The following is a 19,990-nucleotide window of genomic DNA, read 5'->3' on the forward strand; positions in this document are numbered from 1 at the left end:
ATCCATGATCAAGATTAAAAAATCCGCGGTACTGGCCGGGATTCTCGGATTCACGCTGGCGCTGTCCGGATGCGGCGGCGGGGGAGGCGGCACAACGAACACGCCGGCGGCTCAACCATCGGACACACCGGCAAGCACCCCGAAAGACGACGGGAACAAAGACACAACGGCTGAAAAACCGGGGCTGCGCATGATCATGCAATATGGATTGTTTGATCCGAAGACCGAATACGTGGCCAAGTACATCCAGGAAAGAACCGGGTTCAACGTGGAATACGAGCTGCTGCCGGCCGAGAACGCGGACGAGAAGCTGAACCTGCTCGTATCCAGCAAAGATAACTATGACCTGGTGAAATTGAATGCGGCCCAGTTCTACAATCTGGCCTCTGCGGGAGCACTCGAGCCAATCGATGAGCTGTTGGAATCCCACGGCAACTATATTAAGCAGTCCATTAAACAGGAATCCTTCGGCAGTGCAACGATCGACGGCAAGATCTACGGCATTCCCGAAACCGGAGCCGGCGTAAGCATCGGGGAGGAGCTTGTGGTCAGACAGGATTGGATGGACGAATTGGGGCTGGCCACGCCTACGACCGCCGATGAGCTGTACAACGTGCTTAAAACGATCAAAGAGAAGAAAAAAGTCATTCCTCTCACCATGAGCAAGGACTCCCTGTATGGGGACATCGCAACGACATTCGGCATTTTGACCGATTGGAAAGAGGTTGACGGCAAGCTGGTGCATCGTGCCGAGCAGCCGGAAATGAAAGAATACATCACCTTTATGAACAAACTGTACAAAGAGGGTCTGCTAGACACCGAAACGCCGATCAATACCGCGCAAAAGTCCATCGAGAAATTCTCGGGCGGCAATGCGGCGATGTATAAGCTGGCATGGTGGAACGCAGGCACGACGATTGCCGCACTGGAGAAAAACTTCCCGGATGCCAAAACGTCCATCATTCCTTATCTGAAAGGCAAGGACGGCAAAGCCGTGGTCGGAGCGAAAGCGAACACCACTTGGTATGTAGCCATCCTGAAATCCTCGAAGAACAAGGAAGCCGCCATGGAGTTCCTGAACGCGAAGATGGAGCCGGAGACCTTCAAAGGCATCGCGCTGGGTAAAGAAGGCGTCCACTATGAAGTGAAAGACGAAAAATACTATCCGATTCTGCCGATTTTCAATGATGAATTGAGTAATGCAAGCAGCTTCCTGACAGGGGTAGACGAAGAGAAATACCCGATCTACTGGCAGGCACGCGTACGTAAAGATCCGATTCTGCAAGCGCATTTCGAAGCCTTCCAGAAGAATGCCGAAGGCATCATCGTTGTGGATCCGATGTCAACGGCACCGCCGATTGAAGCCGTATCCAAAAACCTGCTGAAATTGACGACCATGCTCGATGACAATGTGCTGCAATTCATTTCCGGAGCGAAGCCGATTGATGCTTACGATCAATTCCTGGCTCAATGGAGAGCCGAAGGTGGAGCCGATATGGTGACCGCAGCAAATGAATGGTTTCAATCCACGAAGTAAATGACCTAAACGAAAAAGCAGTCTGCGCAAGCAGCTGCTTTTTCAAAATTCGTAAAGGGGGTGACTGTTGAATTTATATTCACGTGATCGTTCATTCTGAATAAAAGAAGGGTGGTATTCCTTGATGTATCGTTTATTTCGCAGGCGGATCGCGCTGCTCCTCAGTTTGTCGTTGATCGTATCGCTCATCGTGCCGATTGGTTCTTCCGCGTTCGCGGATAACGAAATTCCCCCGGCTCAAAGCGCGGTTCCCGAACCGGTTACGCTGGTCTCCCAAGGCGGAACCGGTCTGGAATTCACGGATATCAACGTGGCAGGCGACGCGCTGGAGAGCAAAAATGACTACTTGGCGCTGTACACGAGCGGTGCTTCGGTTACGGGCTCCGTGTACACCAATGAGGTATGGGTGCCTACGCTTCATGTCGCGGTCTCGGTGGATGCCGGCGGTCAAGTGCTGGACATTCTCGGACCGGACGCCGATCCTCCGACTGCCTGGGATCCGGGCACGCTGCTGCCGATTCCGGCCGGCGGTTATGTCGTCGTGGCAGGCGGCACGCTTCCGTGGGAGCAATCCGCTTTTCAAAAGCCTCTCTTTAATCAAAACCAAACGGGAGATTCGGTGAAGCTGATGCGCGCGGGCGTCGAAGTGAAAGCAGCCGATTTCCTGCCGGATCAGCCGGGGCCAGGGCCGGATCCGCTGCCGCCGGAGCTGCATCTGCTTACGCCAAACGATGCGACCGTGGATATCCCGGTCATTGAGATTGCGGGTTTTGTGGCGAACTATGCCGCGGACCTGGATTTAAGCGTGACCGTCAATGGCGATGAAACAGCGCTTACGGCGGATGGCGTGTTCCGCACGAATGTGTATTTGGAGCCGGGTCCGAACGCGGCTGAGGTAAAGCTGTTTAAGGGAGACGGCGAATTGGCCGCCCAAACGCTGAACATCGTGTACGAACCGATCGAGAACCAGGATTATATTGAAGTAGAAGCGGCACCGAAGGATATTACGATCGACATCGAAGGTCCGCGCAAGAAGCTGGATTACGTCGATAAGGATGTCACGGGCGTGCCGAACATCGTGGCGGTATTTACGAGAGATTACGGCAGCTCCATCACGATTCCAAAGACCAATGTGGCCGTGCAGGTGGATGCCAACAACCGCGTATTGCTGGTGGTCAATCCTTCGATCAACGGCAAGCCTCCGGTGTGGACCGGTCCGACCGATCTTGAAATACCCGAAGGCGGTTATGTGCTGATGGCACAGGACAACAGCTATGCAGGCAACAACATCAAACGGTATTTGGCCGAGAACTTCAAGGTCGGCGACATGATCAAGCTGCGCAAGAACGGGGAAGTGGTTCAGGTGCGCGACATCATGAGCGGCAACGGCCTTATTGCACGGCTCACGCTCGATAATCAGACGATGTACACCGTAACGGAAGGCAGCACTGCCATCACGGGGCGCATTGACAACATAGACGATGTTGCGGCGATCAAGCTGCTGGTGAACGGGAACGAGATTCCGTTTGAAGCGGATGGCACCTTCACTCATAATTATACGTTAACGAACGGTACCAACTATATCGAAGTGAAAGTGATGAAGAATGACATCGAGCAGGATGTGCGTCATTTGGCCGTGTTTGCCAGACCTGGTTTTTCTCCGGAAAAAGAAGTCATTCTCTGGGTGGACCAGGCATCCAATGCAAGAAAGTTCAAAACCAGCGAGGATGTTTTGGCATTTCTGCAAAAAGCCAAGGAAACGGGCGTGACTTCGGTCGCGTTTGACGTGAAGGGCGTTGAAGGCTATGTTTCGTACAAAAAGAACGATTTGACGGGCAGACCTTACGTCAGCGAGATCAAGGCACCCGAAAAGGCGGGGGCAAGTCCGGATCTGGACCTGCTGCAGGAGTTCATTGACCATGGTCATGCCCTGGGATTAGAGATCCATGCGGCGATCAACGTGTTTGCCGAAGGATCGATCGCCCATAACGAGTATGCGGTTCTGAACGACCACCTCGACTGGGAAGAACGCGTGTATTTCCCTGAAAACAACGGCGAGATCAAGCGTCTGCGCGAAAGCAAAAAGCAGGGCCTGGTAGCTTTCGTCAACCCGTCCAATGACGAGGTCCGCGATTACCAGCTTAGAACGTTCGAGGAAATCATCAAGAATTACGACGTGGACGGGGTTGTACATGACCGCAGCCGGTATGACAACGAAGGGGCCGATTTCAGCGACGAAACCCGCGTGAAATTCGAGCAGTTTTTGCAGGCCCGGGGCAAGCAGCTTGTCAATTGGCCAAACGATATCTTCTCCTATGAAAACAATGTAAGGGTATACGGCCCGCTGATTCAGGACTGGTGGGAATTCCGCTCGGGCACGATTCAGAGCTTCTTCGGCGAAGTGAAGGCGCTGGTGGATTCCTATGAAGTCTCAGAAGGCAGAAAGATCGAGGTATCCTCTTATGTAGGATCCTGGTATGAGACGTATTATCTAAACGGCGTCAACTGGGGCAGCAAGAACTTCCGGTTCAATCCCGCACTCGGCATGCCGGACGAGTCGGTGTATACGGAGGAATATTACCAAACCGGATACATCGAGTATTTGGATTTTCTGATGATCGGGGCTTATCAAACGACCAGTCAGGAAATCCAGAAATACATTACGCTTGGCAATATCGTAACGAACGGGGAAATTCCGCTGTATGCAGGCATTGCCATGAACAACGTGCAGGCGCCGGCCGTCCAACGCGAAGTATTCCAGGCGGGGCTGAAGTCCACGAACGGCCTGATGCTGTTTGACGCATCCCAGGTCAACTGGCCGATCGCGGCTGCCGCTCTCCAAGATAAGGAGTGGGTGAAGGACTACCAGCTCGGCATGAGCTTGCCGGGAAGCCCGAATTCGTTCCTTGAAGGCAATTTCTATAATATCAACCGGATCGAGGGCAACGTTAACGTGATGACGGAAGCCTTTGGATACTCCACGGGCACGAACCGCTTCGGGGTTGAAGTGGTTGTGGATAACTCGGGTCACGTGACGCGCGTAGTCAACCGGAACCAAGCGATCAACTGGAGCTGGGGAGCCCCGGAAGAGAATAACAGCGTCATACCTGCGGGAGGTTTTGTCATTTCTGCTCTGGATCCGTCAGGCACAAGAACGCTCCGCCAGCTCGTGGCCAATGCTTACAATACGGGCGACCAGGTTCGTTCGGCCGTATTAAGCGGGCTGATGGACGACGAAGGCAAGGAAACGCGCGCCAGCCAGCTTGCGTTGACAGGGCTGGTCGAAGTTCTCGGACCCGGCCAAGCGGCCGTGAAGGTGAACGGTGCCGATGCGACCCTGTCGGCGAAAGGTGAATTTACAGCGAACGTGCCGCTGCAAACGGGGGCCAATTCGATCACCGTGGACGTATTCGTTGACGACTTCAAAACAAACAGCAAGACGTTTGAGGTCATCCGGACTTCTACGGGAGACGGCGGATCCGATCCGGGAACTCCGGGCGGAGGATCCGGTTCACCGGGTGGAGGAACGACGCCGCCACCTCCAAAACCGACCGAACCCGAGCGCTTGAACATCAAGAAAGAGACGGCACCGGACGGCAGGACGGTCATCATAGCGGATGCAAACGAGAAGTCTTTGCTCGATGATGTGGCACGGCTTAGCAAGCTGCCGGCGGCTTCACGCTTGCTTACGTATACGGTAACCGACGCTTCGGATTCCGTCGTTCTTCACTTGCCGGTTCAAGGGCTGAGCGCCGCCGTGAAAGACCTGCCGGGGGGCTCCATCGTGTTGGAATCCTCCCAAGGCCGATTGGAAATTCCGCTCCAGTCGCTGACGGAAGCTATGCAGCAGCGAGGGACGGCGGAAAGCTTGCAGATCCGCGTCGGGTTTGCTTCGAAAGAAGAAGAGGACCGGATGAAGGCAGCACTGGAGGATGGAGCCTCCATGCTGGATGCATCGCTTGCCATAACCTTGGCGTGGAAGCAAGGTGACAAGTTGTCGACACTTCCGGCACTGAAAGGACCTTACGCTAAGTTTACGAAGGTTCTATCCCGTGTCGCCAGTCCATCCCAAACGACGGTGCTGCGGATGGATCCGGCATCCGGCAAGCTGGTCTTCGTACCGGCGCTCATTCGCACATCGAACGGTACCTCCCAAGCGGAGTTCAAATGGAGGGAGAGCGGGGTTTATTCCGTTGTCTCCCATGCGAAGACATTTGAGGATTTAAGCAGTCATTGGGCCCGCGAGGATGTATCGCTGCTGGCCTCGAAAAAATTGATTGAAGGACTGAGCGATACGCGTTTTGGTCCGAACGAGCCGATCACGAGAGCACAGTTCACGGCCATGCTCGTCCGTGCGCTCGGGTTGAAGGATCAGGGAGCCGACACGGGCTTCCAGGACGTGAAGGCAAACGATTGGTTTGCGTCCGCTGTCGCTACGGCTGTGGAGAATGGGCTGATCGAAGGCTTCAGCAATGGCACATTCCGTCCGGACGAGGAGATTACCCGTGAGCAGATGAGTGTCTTGCTGCTCCGGGCGCTGATGCTTGCCGGCAAGGATCTGGAGACAGGAGACTCCGGCTCCATATTGGAAGGGTTCAAGGATCGTGACCGCATCGCATCCTGGTCCGAAGAGGCCGTGTCGGCCATCGTCCATTCAGGTCTGATGGAGGGACGTTCTTCTGACAAGTTCGTTCCAAAGGCACATTCCACCCGTGCTGAAGGTGCGGTCGTATTAACCAGAATGCTGCAAATGGCAGAATTTATTAACCGTTAAAGCCAAAGACCCGTTCGATCCTATCGAACGGGTCTTTGTTATGTACCAGGGAGTCGCACATAAGTAACGACCTATTAAATACGGATAGATTATCCATCCGTATCGGTAGTGATTATTTTTTATTCTTTATTCTTAAGTAAACCCATCTAACAATCAACAGTATCAGGAAGGAGGTTGTTACGTACCAAGGAGTTGCGTTACCAACAAATCTGCCGAGCAAGAAAACACCGATAAATAGAAGGATGAATATAACAACGGCCAGAGACTTAACCATTATGATCGTTAATTTATCCATAAGAAACTCTCCTAGAAGAACCAATTAAATCTAATTCCAACAGCCATAAATAATATGATCCAACCCCACAGAATCAATAAACGAAAAGGACGCGGGATAATTAAATATTCCGAATACAGTTTGAGTATAAGCTTCAACCGATTCCCCCCTGTTTGATCGTGAGATTTAATAGACTTTCTAAATCTAAGTGGGGTATAAGTGCATCGCGGCGGCTATCGACCCAGCCATCAGTTGAAAAGCTTCATCATCAGTCGCGGGATATATAACACGGTATCAGATATGAGGGTAACGATGTTTGCCCAGTTTTCTATACGGGATCTTCCAAACCTGAATTTTTTCATATTAAGCACCTCGCTTCAGAATCAGATCAGCTTCTTAAAGTAAATAGTACGCTGGAATCTGTACAAAGTTCCAATAAATAGGAGGTGAGCGGATGTACCGAAACCTGCTTCGTGCATGCAGGAGGCTTGGCATGGTATGCCATGGATATTGGACTAATGCACATTCTGATCATCATTGCCGAAATGCCCTGTCTAAGGGCATCCGTTTACATAAACTGTACCATACCATCACACAAGGAGGTTTATATCGATGAGCTACGACAAATGCTGCTACGGCGGCGGGTACGGATCTTCGGTGGGCATTGTTCTGGTATTGTTTATCCTGTTGGTGATTGTATTAAGCACCTTTTGGATTTAAGTCATGGTGAGCATCCTCGTCAATCATAATGCCTTTCGGATTCGCTCCAGCATGTCGCCGGCAAACGCGACGAGTCCATCCGGTGCGGATTCCGCGGGTTTCCCGGCTCCGCCGGTATATTGATGCAGGGCATGCTCGATCATCGGGTGATACTGCGAGGGAAGTGCGCGAAGCCCCCATTCGCCTCCTTCTTTTTTGGAGGACACCACGCCTTCCCTCAGATAGTACAGCACCCGGCAAAGGTTCAGCGTGTAATACACAGGAGAGGCGGTAATATCCTGTACCGCACTCTCTACATCCTCGAGGACGGCTTGGACGTAATAGGAACGGTCCACGGGCGGGAAGACCTCGCGAACGGGTTTGCCGTACAGTGCAATGCCCCGATGATAGATCACGGTGTAATGGGCGGCCAGGTCCGCGTCTTGGAATCCGCCGCATAGGTAATCGTCATCGGCCAGATACCTCTCGCGATGGAAGGCGGAGTAGTGGAATTCGAATGGTGGCGGATAAACGAGCTCCCGGAGACTGGACTCCAGGACCAGGCTCAGTTCCAATCCCTGCTGATTGGCCATTCCATCGTGGAGGGCTATGAGTTTGTTGGCAAGCCGCCTTAATTGATCCCGGGACGGCTGCCTTGCTGCCACGACCAGCAGATCCACGTCGCTTGCTTCCGGGTTGAAACAGCCCATAGCCAAGGAACCATGCAAGTAAACGCCGACCAAATGGCTGCCCAGCTCCTCCGTAAACAAGTCCACCGCTTGATCCAAAACCGATTGCGTGTCCAATCGAACCCCCACCTTCATTTAAACGATATTTTTATCCATTATGGTAGGGTGGTCTTTCCGTTGTCAATGATCATTCCTTCCCCCGTATATGAGGAAAAGGCAGCAGGAGGGCGGAAAGAAGCAGGGGAACGGAACGTACATATCGAAGTGAACACGGGACTATGTTTAGAGAAAGGGCGGAGTTATGGGCACTTTTAATGAGAATCATACAAGCGCTGTGGAGGTATACGCGATCCGGAATTCGGATCATATCCGCGACGAAACGTTTCGGGCCTTATTCCAGACGCTGTCCCCTGACCGACAGGAGTATGTGTCCAAGTTCAGAAGGGCGAGCGATTACCAGCGTTCGGTGCTTGGCGATGCCTTAGCCCATCGCATGCTTCGGGATAAGCTGGGACGGGAACGGATGAATATGGAAATCATCAGAAACGCTTACGGCAAACCATTCTTGAAGGATCATGATAACCTGCATTTTAACGTCTCCCATTCCGGGCAGTGGGTCGTGTGCGCCGTCGGCTATGAGCCGGTCGGGATCGACGTCGAGAAAATGGAGAACATCGATATGGATATCGCCAAACGCTATTTCCATAAAACCGAGTTTAACGCGCTGCTAAACTGCCCTCCATCCGAACGGCTTTTCCGCTTCTTTGATTTATGGACGCTAAAAGAAAGCTACATCAAGGCCGTTGGCAAAGGCCTGCATTTGCCGTTGGATTCTTTTGTAATGGAGCGGCAAGGCGGTGAATGGGAGTGGGCACCCGTGGCTGGCGAGAACGGAGGAACCTACTACTTTAAGCAGTATGCGCTGGAAGAAGGGTACAAGCTGTCGGTGTGCAGCATGGACCGCCATTTCCCCGAGCAGATTCAATACATAACGGCTGATGAGTTATAAAAGGGAAGGAAACACCAAAACCAGCTCAGGGCGTAGTCCTTGAGCTGGTTTTTGCAGCGGTTCTATAGCGGCGGCGAATCAGACGGGCCGGAGTGCCGGCCATGCCAGCTCGATGCCTTCGCTTACGAGCTTCTGCTGGAAGCTGGCGAGTCTATCTTCGTCGTTCCGAACGTCCGTCGGCAGAATGTCATGATCCAGGCAATGGCTGATGCAGTATCCGGCGGCCTCGCCGATGTTCCATTCTACAGGATGCAGCCGGTAGCAGCCGTTCGTAATGTGGGTGACCCCGATGTTTTTGCTGGCCGCCAGCACATTCTTTATCCGCTTCGGTATTAAGCTGCCCAGCGGAATTTGGAATGGCAGGGAAGAGATATCAATGTAAGGACGCTCACCCGTGCTCGGGTGCAAATCGATCCGGTAACAGCCGATGCCGACGGAATCGTGGAACGTTTCGGCAAGGCCGTCAGGGCGCGATTCGGTTGCCACATGCTGTTCCAGGACCGTGAACTCGGCCTGAATTCTTCTCGACTCACGGATGTAAGGATACATGGCCATTCCGTCTTCCGTTCCAACCACATCGGGACGCAGACGCAGTCCGGGATAACCCTGTCCGCCATCCGGCCGGGGCACCTCGGTTTGAAGCCAGTACAGCAGGGACAAGCTGAGCTGTTTGGCTTGATCAATATGATGGTCGGCCACTTCCTTCGGCACATCGATAATGGAACCCAGCCAGTAGTCGTTCTGCGGCCAGTTCACAAGCGACACCGAACTGTCGAACGTACCTTCGGCAAAATGCTTCGGGTCCAGGATTTGACGGTATTGATAAAGCGGGAACTTGCCGTGTCCCGGGAAAATCTCATACTCGATCGGCTCATTCGTCGACGGCTTGACGGCGCTCAGGCTTAACAGCTTATCCGGCCAGAAATCGGGTTTATACTCCCGCCAAAAATCATAAAGCTCAGGCTTCTCAATCGTATGGTCTTCACCCTCCAGATAGTCGACGGCAAAACAATACGTAAAGCCCTGCATGTCCTGCGGCAGCGGATCGCCGTCGACGGCATGCGGCTCCCCTGTCTGGGATTTGGACTCCGCACCGGTGACATATTCGATGCCTGCCAGCGGAAGCAGATCCCCGAGCTCGGTGGCATCCACGAAGAACGGGGCGCGGAGGACGATTTGATCCTCGGTTTCAAGATGACGCACGGTTACGCTGTCCACGCGATCCCCTGAAACGTCGGCAGACTCCGCCGCATATTGATACAGGATCGTCAGCCGCCCGCTGTGAATGTACGGGGCCAGCATTTGGTGCAGCACGGCGAGAGCCGTGCGGGGCTCATGGCACAGCCGGCTGACGATGCCGCTGCCGGGATTCAGCTGCACGTTGGATCTGGCCTTTTGCGTCATGGGAAAATTATCGCGATAGTACTGGCGGACGCCTTCGCGGAACTGCCGGTAGCTGCGCGTGCAGCCAAAGGATTCAATCCACGGATGCTCGTCGGGCGGAACCGCCTGGCTGGTCAGCTGTCCCCCGATCCAAGTCGTTTCCTCGGTCATGATGACGGATTTTCCTGATTTGGCGGCGGCAAGCGCAGCGGCTGTTCCTCCTGTCCCGCCGCCGAGAATGACGATATCGGCCTGCATTTCTCGTATCATGGCACAGATTCTCCTTTTGGGATGGTTTCGTAAATGATCAACAATCAGCACAAAAAGTGACTATTCTAATTGTAGATGCTCATCCTCAGGAAAAGTACGGGACACAGGTGACCTTTTTTGGTAATCTGATGCCGTTTTACAAGGCTTATGGTCCGGTTTTGTATTTGCTGCGATATTGCCCGGGCGTCATCCCCTCCAGCTTGCGGAAGGACCGGATAAAGTTCTGCGAATTGTTGTAACTCAGCTTCTCCGCAATATCCTTAATGGGCATATCGGTTTCGACAAGCCATTTCTTGGACATCTTGAAGCGGTATTGGGACAGGTATTCGCTGAAGGACATGTTGGTTTCTTTCTTGAACACGCTGCTTAGATAAAAATTGTTGTAATGGAGGCGCGAAGCACATTCCTCAAGCGTAATGTTGCGGTCGAATTCCTTGCGGATCATCTCGATCATCTGCTCGGAGAGATTCTGGTATTGAGAGTCCTGGCGATCCCGGAAAACACTCACCATCGGCCGGATGATCCGCGATTTGAACCAGCTCTCGATATCGGGATTGGTATAGAGCCGAAGAAGCTCCTCCACGAGGGAGCTGTCCCGGATGTCGAGCTGCTCCAGCATGATCCCGTTCTCCTGCATCACGATCATCAGGTCATTCAACAGCCGGATGAGCGAGATTTGATACTCATGCGGCGTCCGGTCCTTGCGAAACACCTCGTCCAGCCACTGCCTCAGAAGCTCCACGGCCCTTTCCTCGTCAGCCAGCTTGATGGCATCGATCAGCTCGTTCTCCACCTGCATCGGGTAGAAGTAGACCCGGGTATGCTTGCCGGAGTTCAGGCTGAAATAAGGGACGATGACGCCGGTTCCCAGCTTGATGCGGTGTTTCAGGGCTTCAAGCCCTTCCTGGTAGGCGCGCGACGTTTTGGACAGGTTGTCGTAAGGCAGGCTGATGCCGATGCTGACCTCCAGGTCCAGGAAACTTCGCGTCGTCTTCTGGATCTCCTCCGATAGGGTATACACATAATCGTTGAATGCCTCAGGCGTGATGTCGCCTCGTCCGATGAGCGTAACCTGCGTAAGGTCGATAATGACGGAGGGGAGCCGGTGGGAGGAGGGGATCATCTCCTCGATGATATTGTTCACGGCAAACAGCAGCAAATCCCGGTCTTTGCGTTCATAGCGGGTTTCGTCCAGCATGTCGATCTGGAGGGTGAAGACCGCCAGCTGTTCCCATGCGGATACTTGCTCCTTGAAGCCGAACATCTCGATTTGTTCCATCGCTTCGGGCGGATTGATCTTGCCCAGGAACAGTTTATGGAGGAAAAAGGTGCGCACCTGCTGGCTCGTCTGCCGAAGCTCGCTGCGGAGCTTGGTATTCGAATTGAACATATCCCGGATATGTTCGTCGATGACTTGCAGCTCGTTCTTTTTATTCGCTTGGATTTCCGGGAGACGCTCCACGATATTTTCGAAAATGTGACGGATGGGCGTATACATCTTCCGCGTTCCAAGCCATACAATCAGGACGCTGAAACCGATCATCAGCAGGCAGATATACAGCGTGAACCAGCCGATGGAACGGGACTCCTTCGTGATGGCGGACATTTCGGTGAAGGAGGCATACAGCCAGCCGTTAAAATCCGAACGCACGTACGTCACCGACACTTGCCTGTTGTCGATCTTCGTCTCGAACTGCCCCGATTTGCTGTCAAAATGGTCCAGCTCCGCCTCCGCATACCCGGTATCGGTCAGATATAGTCCTAGTTTCCTTTGCTCCGGATGCACAACGATCCGGTAATTGTGGTCCAGCACCATGACCTCCCGGGATTCGGAAGGACTGTCCATCATGGCGGCAAGACTGCAGCTGGGAATGGTGGCAAGCGCGACGCCCCGGGCGCTGGAGGAGGAGAGCGGCATTTTCTTCACAAGGGCGATCGTATAAGGGCAGGCATAACTGAGCGTATCGCTGGAGCCGAGGGATTCGGTCTCCAGCATCATCCAATTGGAGTTTCCTTGCAGCTCGAGAAGCTTCAGGAGCGTCTCTTTGGAAGCGTATTCATTAAATTCGTACATGCCCCGGTTATTGATCAGCCAGTTGCTTGTCGCATTCGCAAGAATGACGTCCGTTACTTTGGTTTCGGGAGACTGCAGCAGACTCATCTCTTCTCTCAGTTTGTTATACAGCTGGAAGTCATAATAGGACAGGGGACGATATAAGGCGCTTTGCAGCATGTTGGAATTGATGACGTAATTCAGTGTATAGTCTACGGTCCTCAGCACCTGTTCAAGATTGCTGTTCGTTTGATTCATGATCTGGATGTTGCTGCTGTTGACATGGTTTTGCACGGAGGTGGATGATTTCATGAACGAGAAGAAGCCGAGGGCCACAAGAGGAATGATGCTGATGAAGCAGCCGAACAGGACCATTTTAGAATAAAAGCTACTTTTTGGATGCAATAGGTACACCTTCCTGTTTAACAAAGTGTATAATCATTGTATGGGCAACCCCCGTTACATTCAATAATCATTTCAAAATGAATAATCACTGGATTTGATCATCCTGGTTTGTCATGAAAAAAGATGTACATATGATATGATCGTCTCAGTCACTTGGGATCCGCAAGAAACATGGGGGAACGGAGGTAGAACGGATTGATGACCCGTCTGTCAAGCTATGTTATGCTTACGCTCGCTATCCTATTGGTATCGGCTGCTTGCATCACCATGGCCCGCTCATCGGGGGCGGATGGCGGAAATGCGTCTTTTGAACGCAGTACCCGCATTTCGATGATGGCCAACCTGCACACCACCGAGATTCCATCCGATCGGATCGAGAAAGAGATCGAGGAAAAAACGGGCGTTCAGCTGGACATCCAGTGGGTGCCGGACGGCAGTTATGATGAAAAAGTGTTTGCAGCGCTTGCGACAGGGACCTTGCCGCAAGTCCTCTATCTCAAGAATGCCGCATCCTTGTCCTACTTCAGGGATGAAATACGAAGCGGGCTGTTCTGGGAAATCGGCCCGTACCTTGACGGCTATCCGAATTTAAAGCGATTGAAGCCCGAGGTTTTAAGGAATACCGCTATTGACGGGAAGCTGTACAGCCTGTATCAGGAGCGTGCCTTGGCCCGCTCGGGCATCATTTACCGGAAGGATTGGGCGGATCGGCTGGGGCTTCCGGCGCCGGAAACGCTTGACGATTTATACGAAATGCTGAAAGGGTTTACACTTAACGATCCGGACAACAACGGCATCGATGATACCATCGGCTTAACGGACCGCAACGACTTGATTTACGGGGCTTTCAAGACGATCAGTTCCTATTACGGAACGCCGAATCATTGGGGATGGTACAACGATTCGTTGCAGCCGGAATTCGTCTTTCCCCAGTATATGGAAACGATGAGATTCTTTAAGAAGCTGCATAGCGAAGGACTGGTGAATGAAGATTTTCCGATTACCAGCAAGACGGACCAGCAGGAGCTGTTCATTACGGGGAAAGCCGGGGTCTATATCGGCGCGATGGGGGACGTCCTGTCCCTGCAGTCGAGGCTGCTGGCGAATGACCCTGAGGCCGTACTCGATGTTCAGAATCGGGTTCGCGGGCCGGAAGGGTTCGGGATATGGGCTTCGCAGGGATACGGAACGGTTATCTTGTTTCCGAAGTCCGCGATCGCCACGGAAGAGGAATTGAAGAATGTGCTCTCCTTCTATGATGCGCTAATGAGTCCCGAGCTTGCCAACCTGATGTATTGGGGAATCGAGGGCACCCACTATACCGTACAGGATGGCAAAGCGGTGGCGGTGGATGCTTTTGAACTGAGGGAGAAGGACGTGAAGCCTTACCAGGCTTTGATGGCGGGAAGCTTCAGTACCATCCCGGGCATGCTGGAGCCGGTTAACACGAATAAGGTCAAGGATAAAGCCGAGCGGCTGATTTATGATAATGAAAGCTTCCTCATCTATGATCCTACCGCACCGCTGGAATCTCCGCTGTATAACGAGATCGGCGTCCGATTGAATGAACGCATGCGTGACGCCACCTATCAATTCATGCTGGGAATGATCGATGAGAAGGGGTTCGAGGCGGAGATCGACCGTTGGCTTGAAGAAGGGGGCAGCCAGATTATCGAGGAATATGAAACTTCGTATCGAAGCACGGTGGGACCGTATCTGCATGAGAAATACCGCTAGGGGATTGATTTCCCCGGCGGTTTTTTTGTTGCCGTGCCTTGCCTGGTGATCCCATTGCCTATGTAATCATTAGATTTGATTCCCCCGGCTCCTTATGCCGGGCGCGGCCGAACTCCCCATATCCAATCGAAGGATTATATACGCACCGAGCTTCCGTCATCTAAGCTGTTTCTTGTCAGTCCCTAACCCAATTATAACGGAGGTCAGATGATGAAGAAGAAAAAAGCCAGTACCATCCTGGCAATTGTAACCGCTTTATCCGTGTTGGCGGGCTGTGGAGGCGGCTCCGCCCCTGCAGCAACCGGCAGCACAAATGGAGGTCCGGCGCAAGGCGAGAAACCAAGCGAACCGGTTGCCATCTCTATCATGGCCAACCTCCACACCCCTGAAGTTCCTTCCGACATGATTGAGAAGCTGCTCGAAGAGAAAACGGGCACCAAGCTTGACATTCAGTGGGTGCCGGACGGCACTTACGACGAAAAGGTCAATGCATCCTTCGCAACCGGAACGCTGCCGCAGGTGACGTATCTGAAGAATGCCGCTTCGCTAGTGAATATGCGGGACGCGATCCGCAACGGGCAATTCTGGGAAATCGGGCCGCTGCTGGATCAATACCCGAACCTCAGCAAGCTGAAACCCGATGTGTTAAAAAACACGGCGGTGGACGGCAAAATCTATGCGTTATACCGTGAAGTGCCTTTGTCGCGCCAAGGCATCATTTATCGCAAGGATTGGGCCGACAAGCTTGGGCTCAGCGCTCCGACCAATATTGACGAGTTCTATAATATGCTGAAGCAGTTCAAGGAAAAGGATCCTGACGGCAACGGCCAAGACGACACGATTCCGTTGACGGACCGGAACGACCTGATCTACGGGGCATTCAAAACGGTAAGCTCATGGCTCGGGACACCGAATAACTGGGGCGAGAAGGACGGCAAGCTGGCCCCCGAGTTCATGTTCCCCGAATATATGGAGACGATGAAATTCTTCAAGAAACTTCATCAGGAAGGGTTGATCAATCAGGATTTCCCGGTAACCAGCAAAACCGATCAGCAAAATTTGTTCATTACCGGCAAATCGGGCGTTTATATCGGAGCGATGGGAGACGTATCGAGCCTTCATCCCAAGGTCGTCGAAGTGAATCCGGATGCGGAGCTCGATGTTCAGAATAAAATCGAGGGAGGACCGAACGGTTTTGGAATCTGGTCGGTTCCCGGCTACGGCTCGGTGATACTCTTTCCGAAAACAGCCATCAAATCGGAGGAAGAACTGAAAGGAGTGCTTGCCTTCATGGATCAGCTGATGAGCCCTGAGCTCGGCAACCTGATCTATTGGGGAGTGGAAGGACAGCACCACCAGCTGGAGGAAGGCAAGGTCGTTCCTTCGGAGGACACCAAGCTGACCGATCGTGAAGTGAAGCCTTATCAAGCGATGCAGGTAGGCGGGCCGCTAACGATCGAAGGATTCTATGAGCCGAAGCACATGCTGCCTGTTAAAGCGAAGGCCGAGGAAATGATCGTGGAGAACAATGAATACCTCATAGAGGATCCTTCGGCTTCCCTGGACTCCAAGACGTTTAACGAAAAGGGCGTGCAGCTGCAGGAGATGATCAAGGACGGCACGTATCGGTTCATGCTCGGAGATCTGGACGAGGCCGGATTCCAAGCCGTCGTGGACAACTGGCTAAAGAGCGGCGGTCAGCAAATCATCGATGAGTTCAACGTTTCCTACGAATCTTCCAAATAACGAACATGCCAGCATCCCGAACGGCCGGAGACTGCAATGCTGCATTCTCCGGCAGGCTTCGGGGCAGAAAGGAAGTCTGAGATCATGAGCGAAACCGCAGTGAAGACCGGGATGCGCAAGGACGCCCCCACAATACCGGAGTCCGGTCGAATGAGAAGAATCGTTAAAAACCGGGCGATTTATCTCATGATACTTCCGGGATTTTTATACTTCCTGATCTTTAAATACATCCCGATGTCGGGACTGATCATCGCCTTCCAAGATTATCAGGCTTATCTCGGCGTAACGGGCAGCCCCTGGGTGGGGCTCAAGCACTTTGAGCGGCTGTTTACCGAGCCGATGTTCTTCACGATATTAGGCAACACGCTGCTGCTGTTTTTCTTGAACCTGGCATTTTATTTCCCCGTACCGATTATCCTGGCCTTGATGCTAAACGAGGTGCGGCGCGAAGCGTTTAAGCGTTTTATCCAGACGCTGGTGTACATTCCCCATTTCATGTCTTGGGTCATTATCGTATCCATTTCGTTTGTCATGCTCTCGATGGATCGCGGCATCATCAATGAGCTGCTGGTTATGGCCGGATTCGAAAAAATCAATTTCCTCATGAGCAGCGATTGGTTCAGGCCGATGTATGTCCTGCAGATCATCTGGCGTGAGGCCGGCTGGGGGACCATCATTTATTTGGCCGCCATGGCCGCAATTGATCCGGGTTTATACGAAGCGTCCCGAATTGACGGGGCCAGCCGCTTTCGGCAAATGTGGCATATCACGCTCCCTTCGATTCGAAGCGTGATCGTCGTTTTATTGATTTTGAAAATCGGCGACGTGCTGGAACTTGGGTTCGAACATATCTATCTCCTCTTAAACTCGATGAACCGGGATGTTGCGGAGATTTTCGATACGTATGTGTACACCGCGGGTCTGAAGCAAGGACAGTTCAGCTTCAGCACGGCGGTCGGGTTCTTTAAATCGCTGATCGGTCTCATTCTGGTGATGCTGGCCAATTGGCTGGCCAAAAAGGCCGGAGAAGAAGGCATCTATTAATTATGAGAAAGGTGGACCGCTATGGTACAAGATAAAACGATATCAAGCCGAATCTTCGATATCGTGAACTATACGCTGCTGTCGATCATCGGCCTCGTTACCATTCTGCCTTTCCTTCACGTCATCGCCGGATCGTTCACGACGGTGACGGAGCTGGCGCAGAAGCAGTTTGTCCTGTTTCCGACCGTATGGTCCCTTGACGCTTACAAGTACGTGTTTTCGACCAATACGGTTTTTCGTTCGCTTGGCGTTTCCATAGGCGTCACCTTCCTGGGCACATTGTTCAGCATGCTGTTAACCTGCCTGATGGCCTACGGGCTGTCGCGCAGGGATTTGGATGGCCGAAATTTCATCATGTTCATGGTCTTGTTCACGATGCTGTTCAGCGGGGGGATGATACCGACCTTTCTCGTGGTGAAGGAAATGGGGCTCATCGATACGTATGCGGCCTTGATTGTCCCGACGGCGATCAATGCCTTCAACCTCATCATCATGCGAAACTTTTTTCAGAACCTGCCCGAAGGTCTGGAGGAATCCGCAAAAATCGACGGAGCCGGCGATTGGGGCATCCTGTTCCGAATCGTGATCCCGCTGTCGATGCCTGCCATTGCAACCATATCGCTCTTTTATGCGGTTACCTACTGGAATACGTATATGTCGGCGATTCTGTACCTGAATGACGCTGCCAAATGGCCAGTGCAGGTCATTCTGCGGCAGATCGTCATTCTTGCCAGCGGCTTGGCGGCCGATACCTCCGGCATGGACGAATTCGTCCGCCCGCCGGAGCAGACGGTGAAAATGGCGGTCATCGTCATTGCCACGCTGCCGATACTGTGCGTATATCCGTTCCTGCAGAAGCATTTTGCGAAGGGCGCGCTGCTGGGATCCATCAAGGGATAGAGAGGAGCGAAGGAGCGTGTTGGAAAAGAAACGGTGTGTACCGATCATGGCCGGCAATTATGCGGACCCGTCGATCATCCGGGTCGGCGAAGATTATTACATGACGCATTCATCCTACAAGCTGACGCCCGGGCTCGTCATCTGGCATTCGCGTGATTTGCTGAATTGGAGCCGGATCGGGGCCGCACTGCCCCATTACGAGGGAGATGTGTGGGCGCCGGATTTCGTCGCGCATAACGGGAGGTATTACATCTATTATCCGGCAGGGCGGACGAATTGGGTCGTTACGGCAGCCAGTCCGGCGGGACCGTGGAGCAAGCCGATCAATCTGGGGATCAAGGGAATTGATCCGGGGCATACGGCAGGACCGGACGGAAAGCGTTATTTGCATATGTCGGGCGGTGATTTTGTAGAGCTTACGGCAGACGGGCTCGCGGTCGCGGGCGAAGTGAGGCATGTGTATAACGGCTGGCGGTATCCGGAGGATTGGGTCGTAGAGGCATACAGCCTGGAAGGGCCGAAGATGACCGTTCGCGACGGATATTATTATCTGACGGTAGCTGTCGGGGGGACGGCAGGACCGCCTACAAGCCATATGGCCGTATCGTCAAGATCCCGAACGCCATGGGGGCCGTGGGAGCATTCGCCTTATAACCCGGTCGTTCATACGGAATCCAAGGAGGAGCCCTGGTGGTCCAAGGGACATGCCTCGCTGATCGACAGTCCTGACGGCCAGTGGTGGATGGTCTACCATGCATATGCGGGCGGATTCCATTCTCTCGGTCGGCAGACGTTGCTCGAACCGATCGAATGGACCTCGGACGGGTGGTTTCATGCTGCGGAAGGCCATGAGAGGCTTGACCGGCATGTTGGGTCGCACGACGAAGAAGAAATCGATGTGGTAAATCAAAGCGTTTCATTCAGGGATACCTTTGCCGGATCTGAACTGGGCCTTCATTGGCAGTGCGAAGGCGTGGAGCCTTCCACCCGGTTCCGTCCGGGGAATCATGAGTTGGCAGCCGAAGCAGCACCCGAGGAAGCCAAAGCTTCTCCGCTGCTCTACATGGCGGGCCATAAGCGTTATTCAGCAGAGGTCGAGATTATCGTGGAGGGTCCGGCGGAGGGCCGACTGCTGCTCTATTACAACGATGCGGCATATCTCGGCATGGGAGTCAACGAGCGCGGAGTCCGGCATTTCCGGTCATTCAAGGGATACGGTACGATGTCGAACCATACTCGCAGGGCATTTCTGCGGTTGGTTAACGATGCGCATATCGTTTCGTTCTATTACAGCTTCGAGGGGACGCAGTGGATCCGGTACGACAAGGTCGCGGATGTTTCAGGGTTCCATCATAACACGTTTGGCGGATTTCAGAGTCTCCGCGTCGGATTGGATGCCATCGGTAAAGGCAGGGTGATTTTCCGGAATTTTTCATATAACGTCATAAGCAGCTGAAAGAAGGGGTAGAA

General features: G+C 53.1%; 12 protein-coding genes. 9 read left to right on the forward strand and 3 right to left on the reverse strand.

What is annotated here, in order from left to right; translation table 11 throughout:
- Window positions 1–4 precede the first annotated feature (4 nt).
- The 3 genes from MHI43_RS08365 (at window position 5) to MHI43_RS08375 (ending at window position 7,305) form a co-directional block, all read left to right on the forward strand.
- Entirely contained in the window at window positions 5–1,537 is a 1,533-nt protein-coding gene (locus tag MHI43_RS08365; RefSeq protein ID WP_036666153.1) for an extracellular solute-binding protein, read from the forward strand.
- A 124-nt stretch (window positions 1,538–1,661) separates the two neighbouring features.
- Window positions 1,662–6,311, forward strand: a complete 4,650-nt coding sequence (locus tag MHI43_RS08370; RefSeq protein ID WP_036666151.1) for an S-layer homology domain-containing protein — start codon at window positions 1,662–1,664, stop codon at window positions 6,309–6,311.
- Window positions 6,312–7,197: 886 nt separating this feature from the next.
- Window positions 7,198–7,305 carry a YjcZ family sporulation protein gene (locus tag MHI43_RS08375; protein ID WP_139083963.1) on the forward strand — a complete coding sequence of 36 codons (108 nt, stop codon included), beginning with the start codon at window positions 7,198–7,200 and terminating at the stop codon, window positions 7,303–7,305.
- 23 nt (window positions 7,306–7,328) lie between these two features.
- Here the strand turns inward: MHI43_RS08375 and MHI43_RS08380 are convergent, their stop codons facing one another.
- Entirely contained in the window at window positions 7,329–8,090 is a 762-nt protein-coding gene (locus MHI43_RS08380) for an aminoglycoside adenylyltransferase domain-containing protein (protein ID WP_036666148.1), read from the reverse strand.
- Between the two features lie 184 nt (window positions 8,091–8,274).
- Between MHI43_RS08380 and MHI43_RS08385 the strand changes: the two genes are divergently transcribed.
- Window positions 8,275–8,982: a 4'-phosphopantetheinyl transferase superfamily protein gene (locus MHI43_RS08385; RefSeq protein ID WP_081746368.1), complete on the forward strand. Its 708-nt coding sequence runs from the start codon at window positions 8,275–8,277 to the stop codon at window positions 8,980–8,982.
- 78 nt (window positions 8,983–9,060) lie between these two features.
- Here the strand turns inward: MHI43_RS08385 and MHI43_RS08390 are convergent, their stop codons facing one another.
- Together MHI43_RS08390 and MHI43_RS08395 are read right to left on the reverse strand one after the other, a co-directional pair.
- On the reverse strand, window positions 9,061–10,635 hold the full coding sequence (locus MHI43_RS08390) for an FAD-dependent oxidoreductase (RefSeq protein WP_036666147.1): 1,575 nt from the start codon (window positions 10,633–10,635) through the stop codon (window positions 9,061–9,063).
- Window positions 10,636–10,780: 145 nt separating this feature from the next.
- The gene (locus MHI43_RS08395; RefSeq protein WP_200868633.1) at window positions 10,781–13,093 is read right to left on the reverse strand and encodes an AraC family transcriptional regulator; all 2,313 of its coding nucleotides are present in this window, start codon (window positions 13,091–13,093) and stop codon (window positions 10,781–10,783) included.
- Between the two features lie 198 nt (window positions 13,094–13,291).
- Between MHI43_RS08395 and MHI43_RS08400 the strand changes: the two genes are divergently transcribed.
- The 5 genes from MHI43_RS08400 to MHI43_RS08420 all read left to right on the forward strand — a co-directional run bounded on the left by MHI43_RS08400 (window position 13,292) and on the right by MHI43_RS08420 (window position 19,976).
- A complete protein-coding gene (locus MHI43_RS08400; RefSeq protein WP_036666146.1) occupies window positions 13,292–14,830 on the forward strand; it encodes an extracellular solute-binding protein in 1,539 nt (512 codons plus the stop codon).
- Between the two features lie 210 nt (window positions 14,831–15,040).
- On the forward strand, window positions 15,041–16,576 hold the full coding sequence (locus MHI43_RS08405; protein WP_036666144.1) for an extracellular solute-binding protein: 1,536 nt from the start codon (window positions 15,041–15,043) through the stop codon (window positions 16,574–16,576).
- 111 nt (window positions 16,577–16,687) lie between these two features.
- Window positions 16,688–17,620, forward strand: coding sequence for a sugar ABC transporter permease (locus tag MHI43_RS08410; protein ID WP_051425434.1), 933 nt, complete (start codon window positions 16,688–16,690; stop codon window positions 17,618–17,620).
- A gap of 21 nt (window positions 17,621–17,641) precedes the next feature.
- Window positions 17,642–18,520 (forward strand): carbohydrate ABC transporter permease, encoded by an 879-nt coding sequence (locus MHI43_RS08415; protein WP_015734127.1) that lies wholly within the window; start codon window positions 17,642–17,644, stop codon window positions 18,518–18,520.
- A gap of 16 nt (window positions 18,521–18,536) precedes the next feature.
- On the forward strand, window positions 18,537–19,976 hold the full coding sequence (locus MHI43_RS08420; protein ID WP_036666141.1) for a family 43 glycosylhydrolase: 1,440 nt from the start codon (window positions 18,537–18,539) through the stop codon (window positions 19,974–19,976).
- Window positions 19,977–19,990: the final 14 nt, after the last annotated feature.

It is taken from the genome of Paenibacillus sp. FSL H8-0457 (genome assembly GCF_038051935.1).
In the GTDB taxonomy this organism is placed as follows: domain Bacteria; phylum Bacillota; class Bacilli; order Paenibacillales; family Paenibacillaceae; genus Paenibacillus_AQ; species Paenibacillus_AQ lautus_A.

Excerpts from the sequence above, each read along its gene's own strand:
- MHI43_RS08400 (WP_036666146.1), top strand. The coding sequence starts at position 13,292 with ATGACCCGTCTGTCAAGCTATGTTATGCTTACGCTCGCTATCCTATTG.
- MHI43_RS08410 (WP_051425434.1), top strand. The coding sequence starts at position 16,688 with ATGCGCAAGGACGCCCCCACAATACCGGAGTCCGGTCGAATGAGAAGA.
- MHI43_RS08375 (WP_139083963.1), top strand. The coding sequence starts at position 7,198 with ATGAGCTACGACAAATGCTGCTACGGCGGCGGGTACGGATCTTCGGTG.
- MHI43_RS08370 (WP_036666151.1), top strand. The coding sequence starts at position 1,662 with ATGTATCGTTTATTTCGCAGGCGGATCGCGCTGCTCCTCAGTTTGTCG.
- MHI43_RS08415 (WP_015734127.1), top strand. The coding sequence starts at position 17,642 with ATGGTACAAGATAAAACGATATCAAGCCGAATCTTCGATATCGTGAAC.
- MHI43_RS08405 (WP_036666144.1), top strand. The coding sequence starts at position 15,041 with ATGAAGAAGAAAAAAGCCAGTACCATCCTGGCAATTGTAACCGCTTTA.
- MHI43_RS08365 (WP_036666153.1), top strand. The coding sequence starts at position 5 with ATGATCAAGATTAAAAAATCCGCGGTACTGGCCGGGATTCTCGGATTC.
- MHI43_RS08385 (WP_081746368.1), top strand. The coding sequence starts at position 8,275 with ATGGGCACTTTTAATGAGAATCATACAAGCGCTGTGGAGGTATACGCG.
- MHI43_RS08390 (WP_036666147.1), bottom strand. The coding sequence starts at position 10,635 with ATGATACGAGAAATGCAGGCCGATATCGTCATTCTCGGCGGCGGGACA.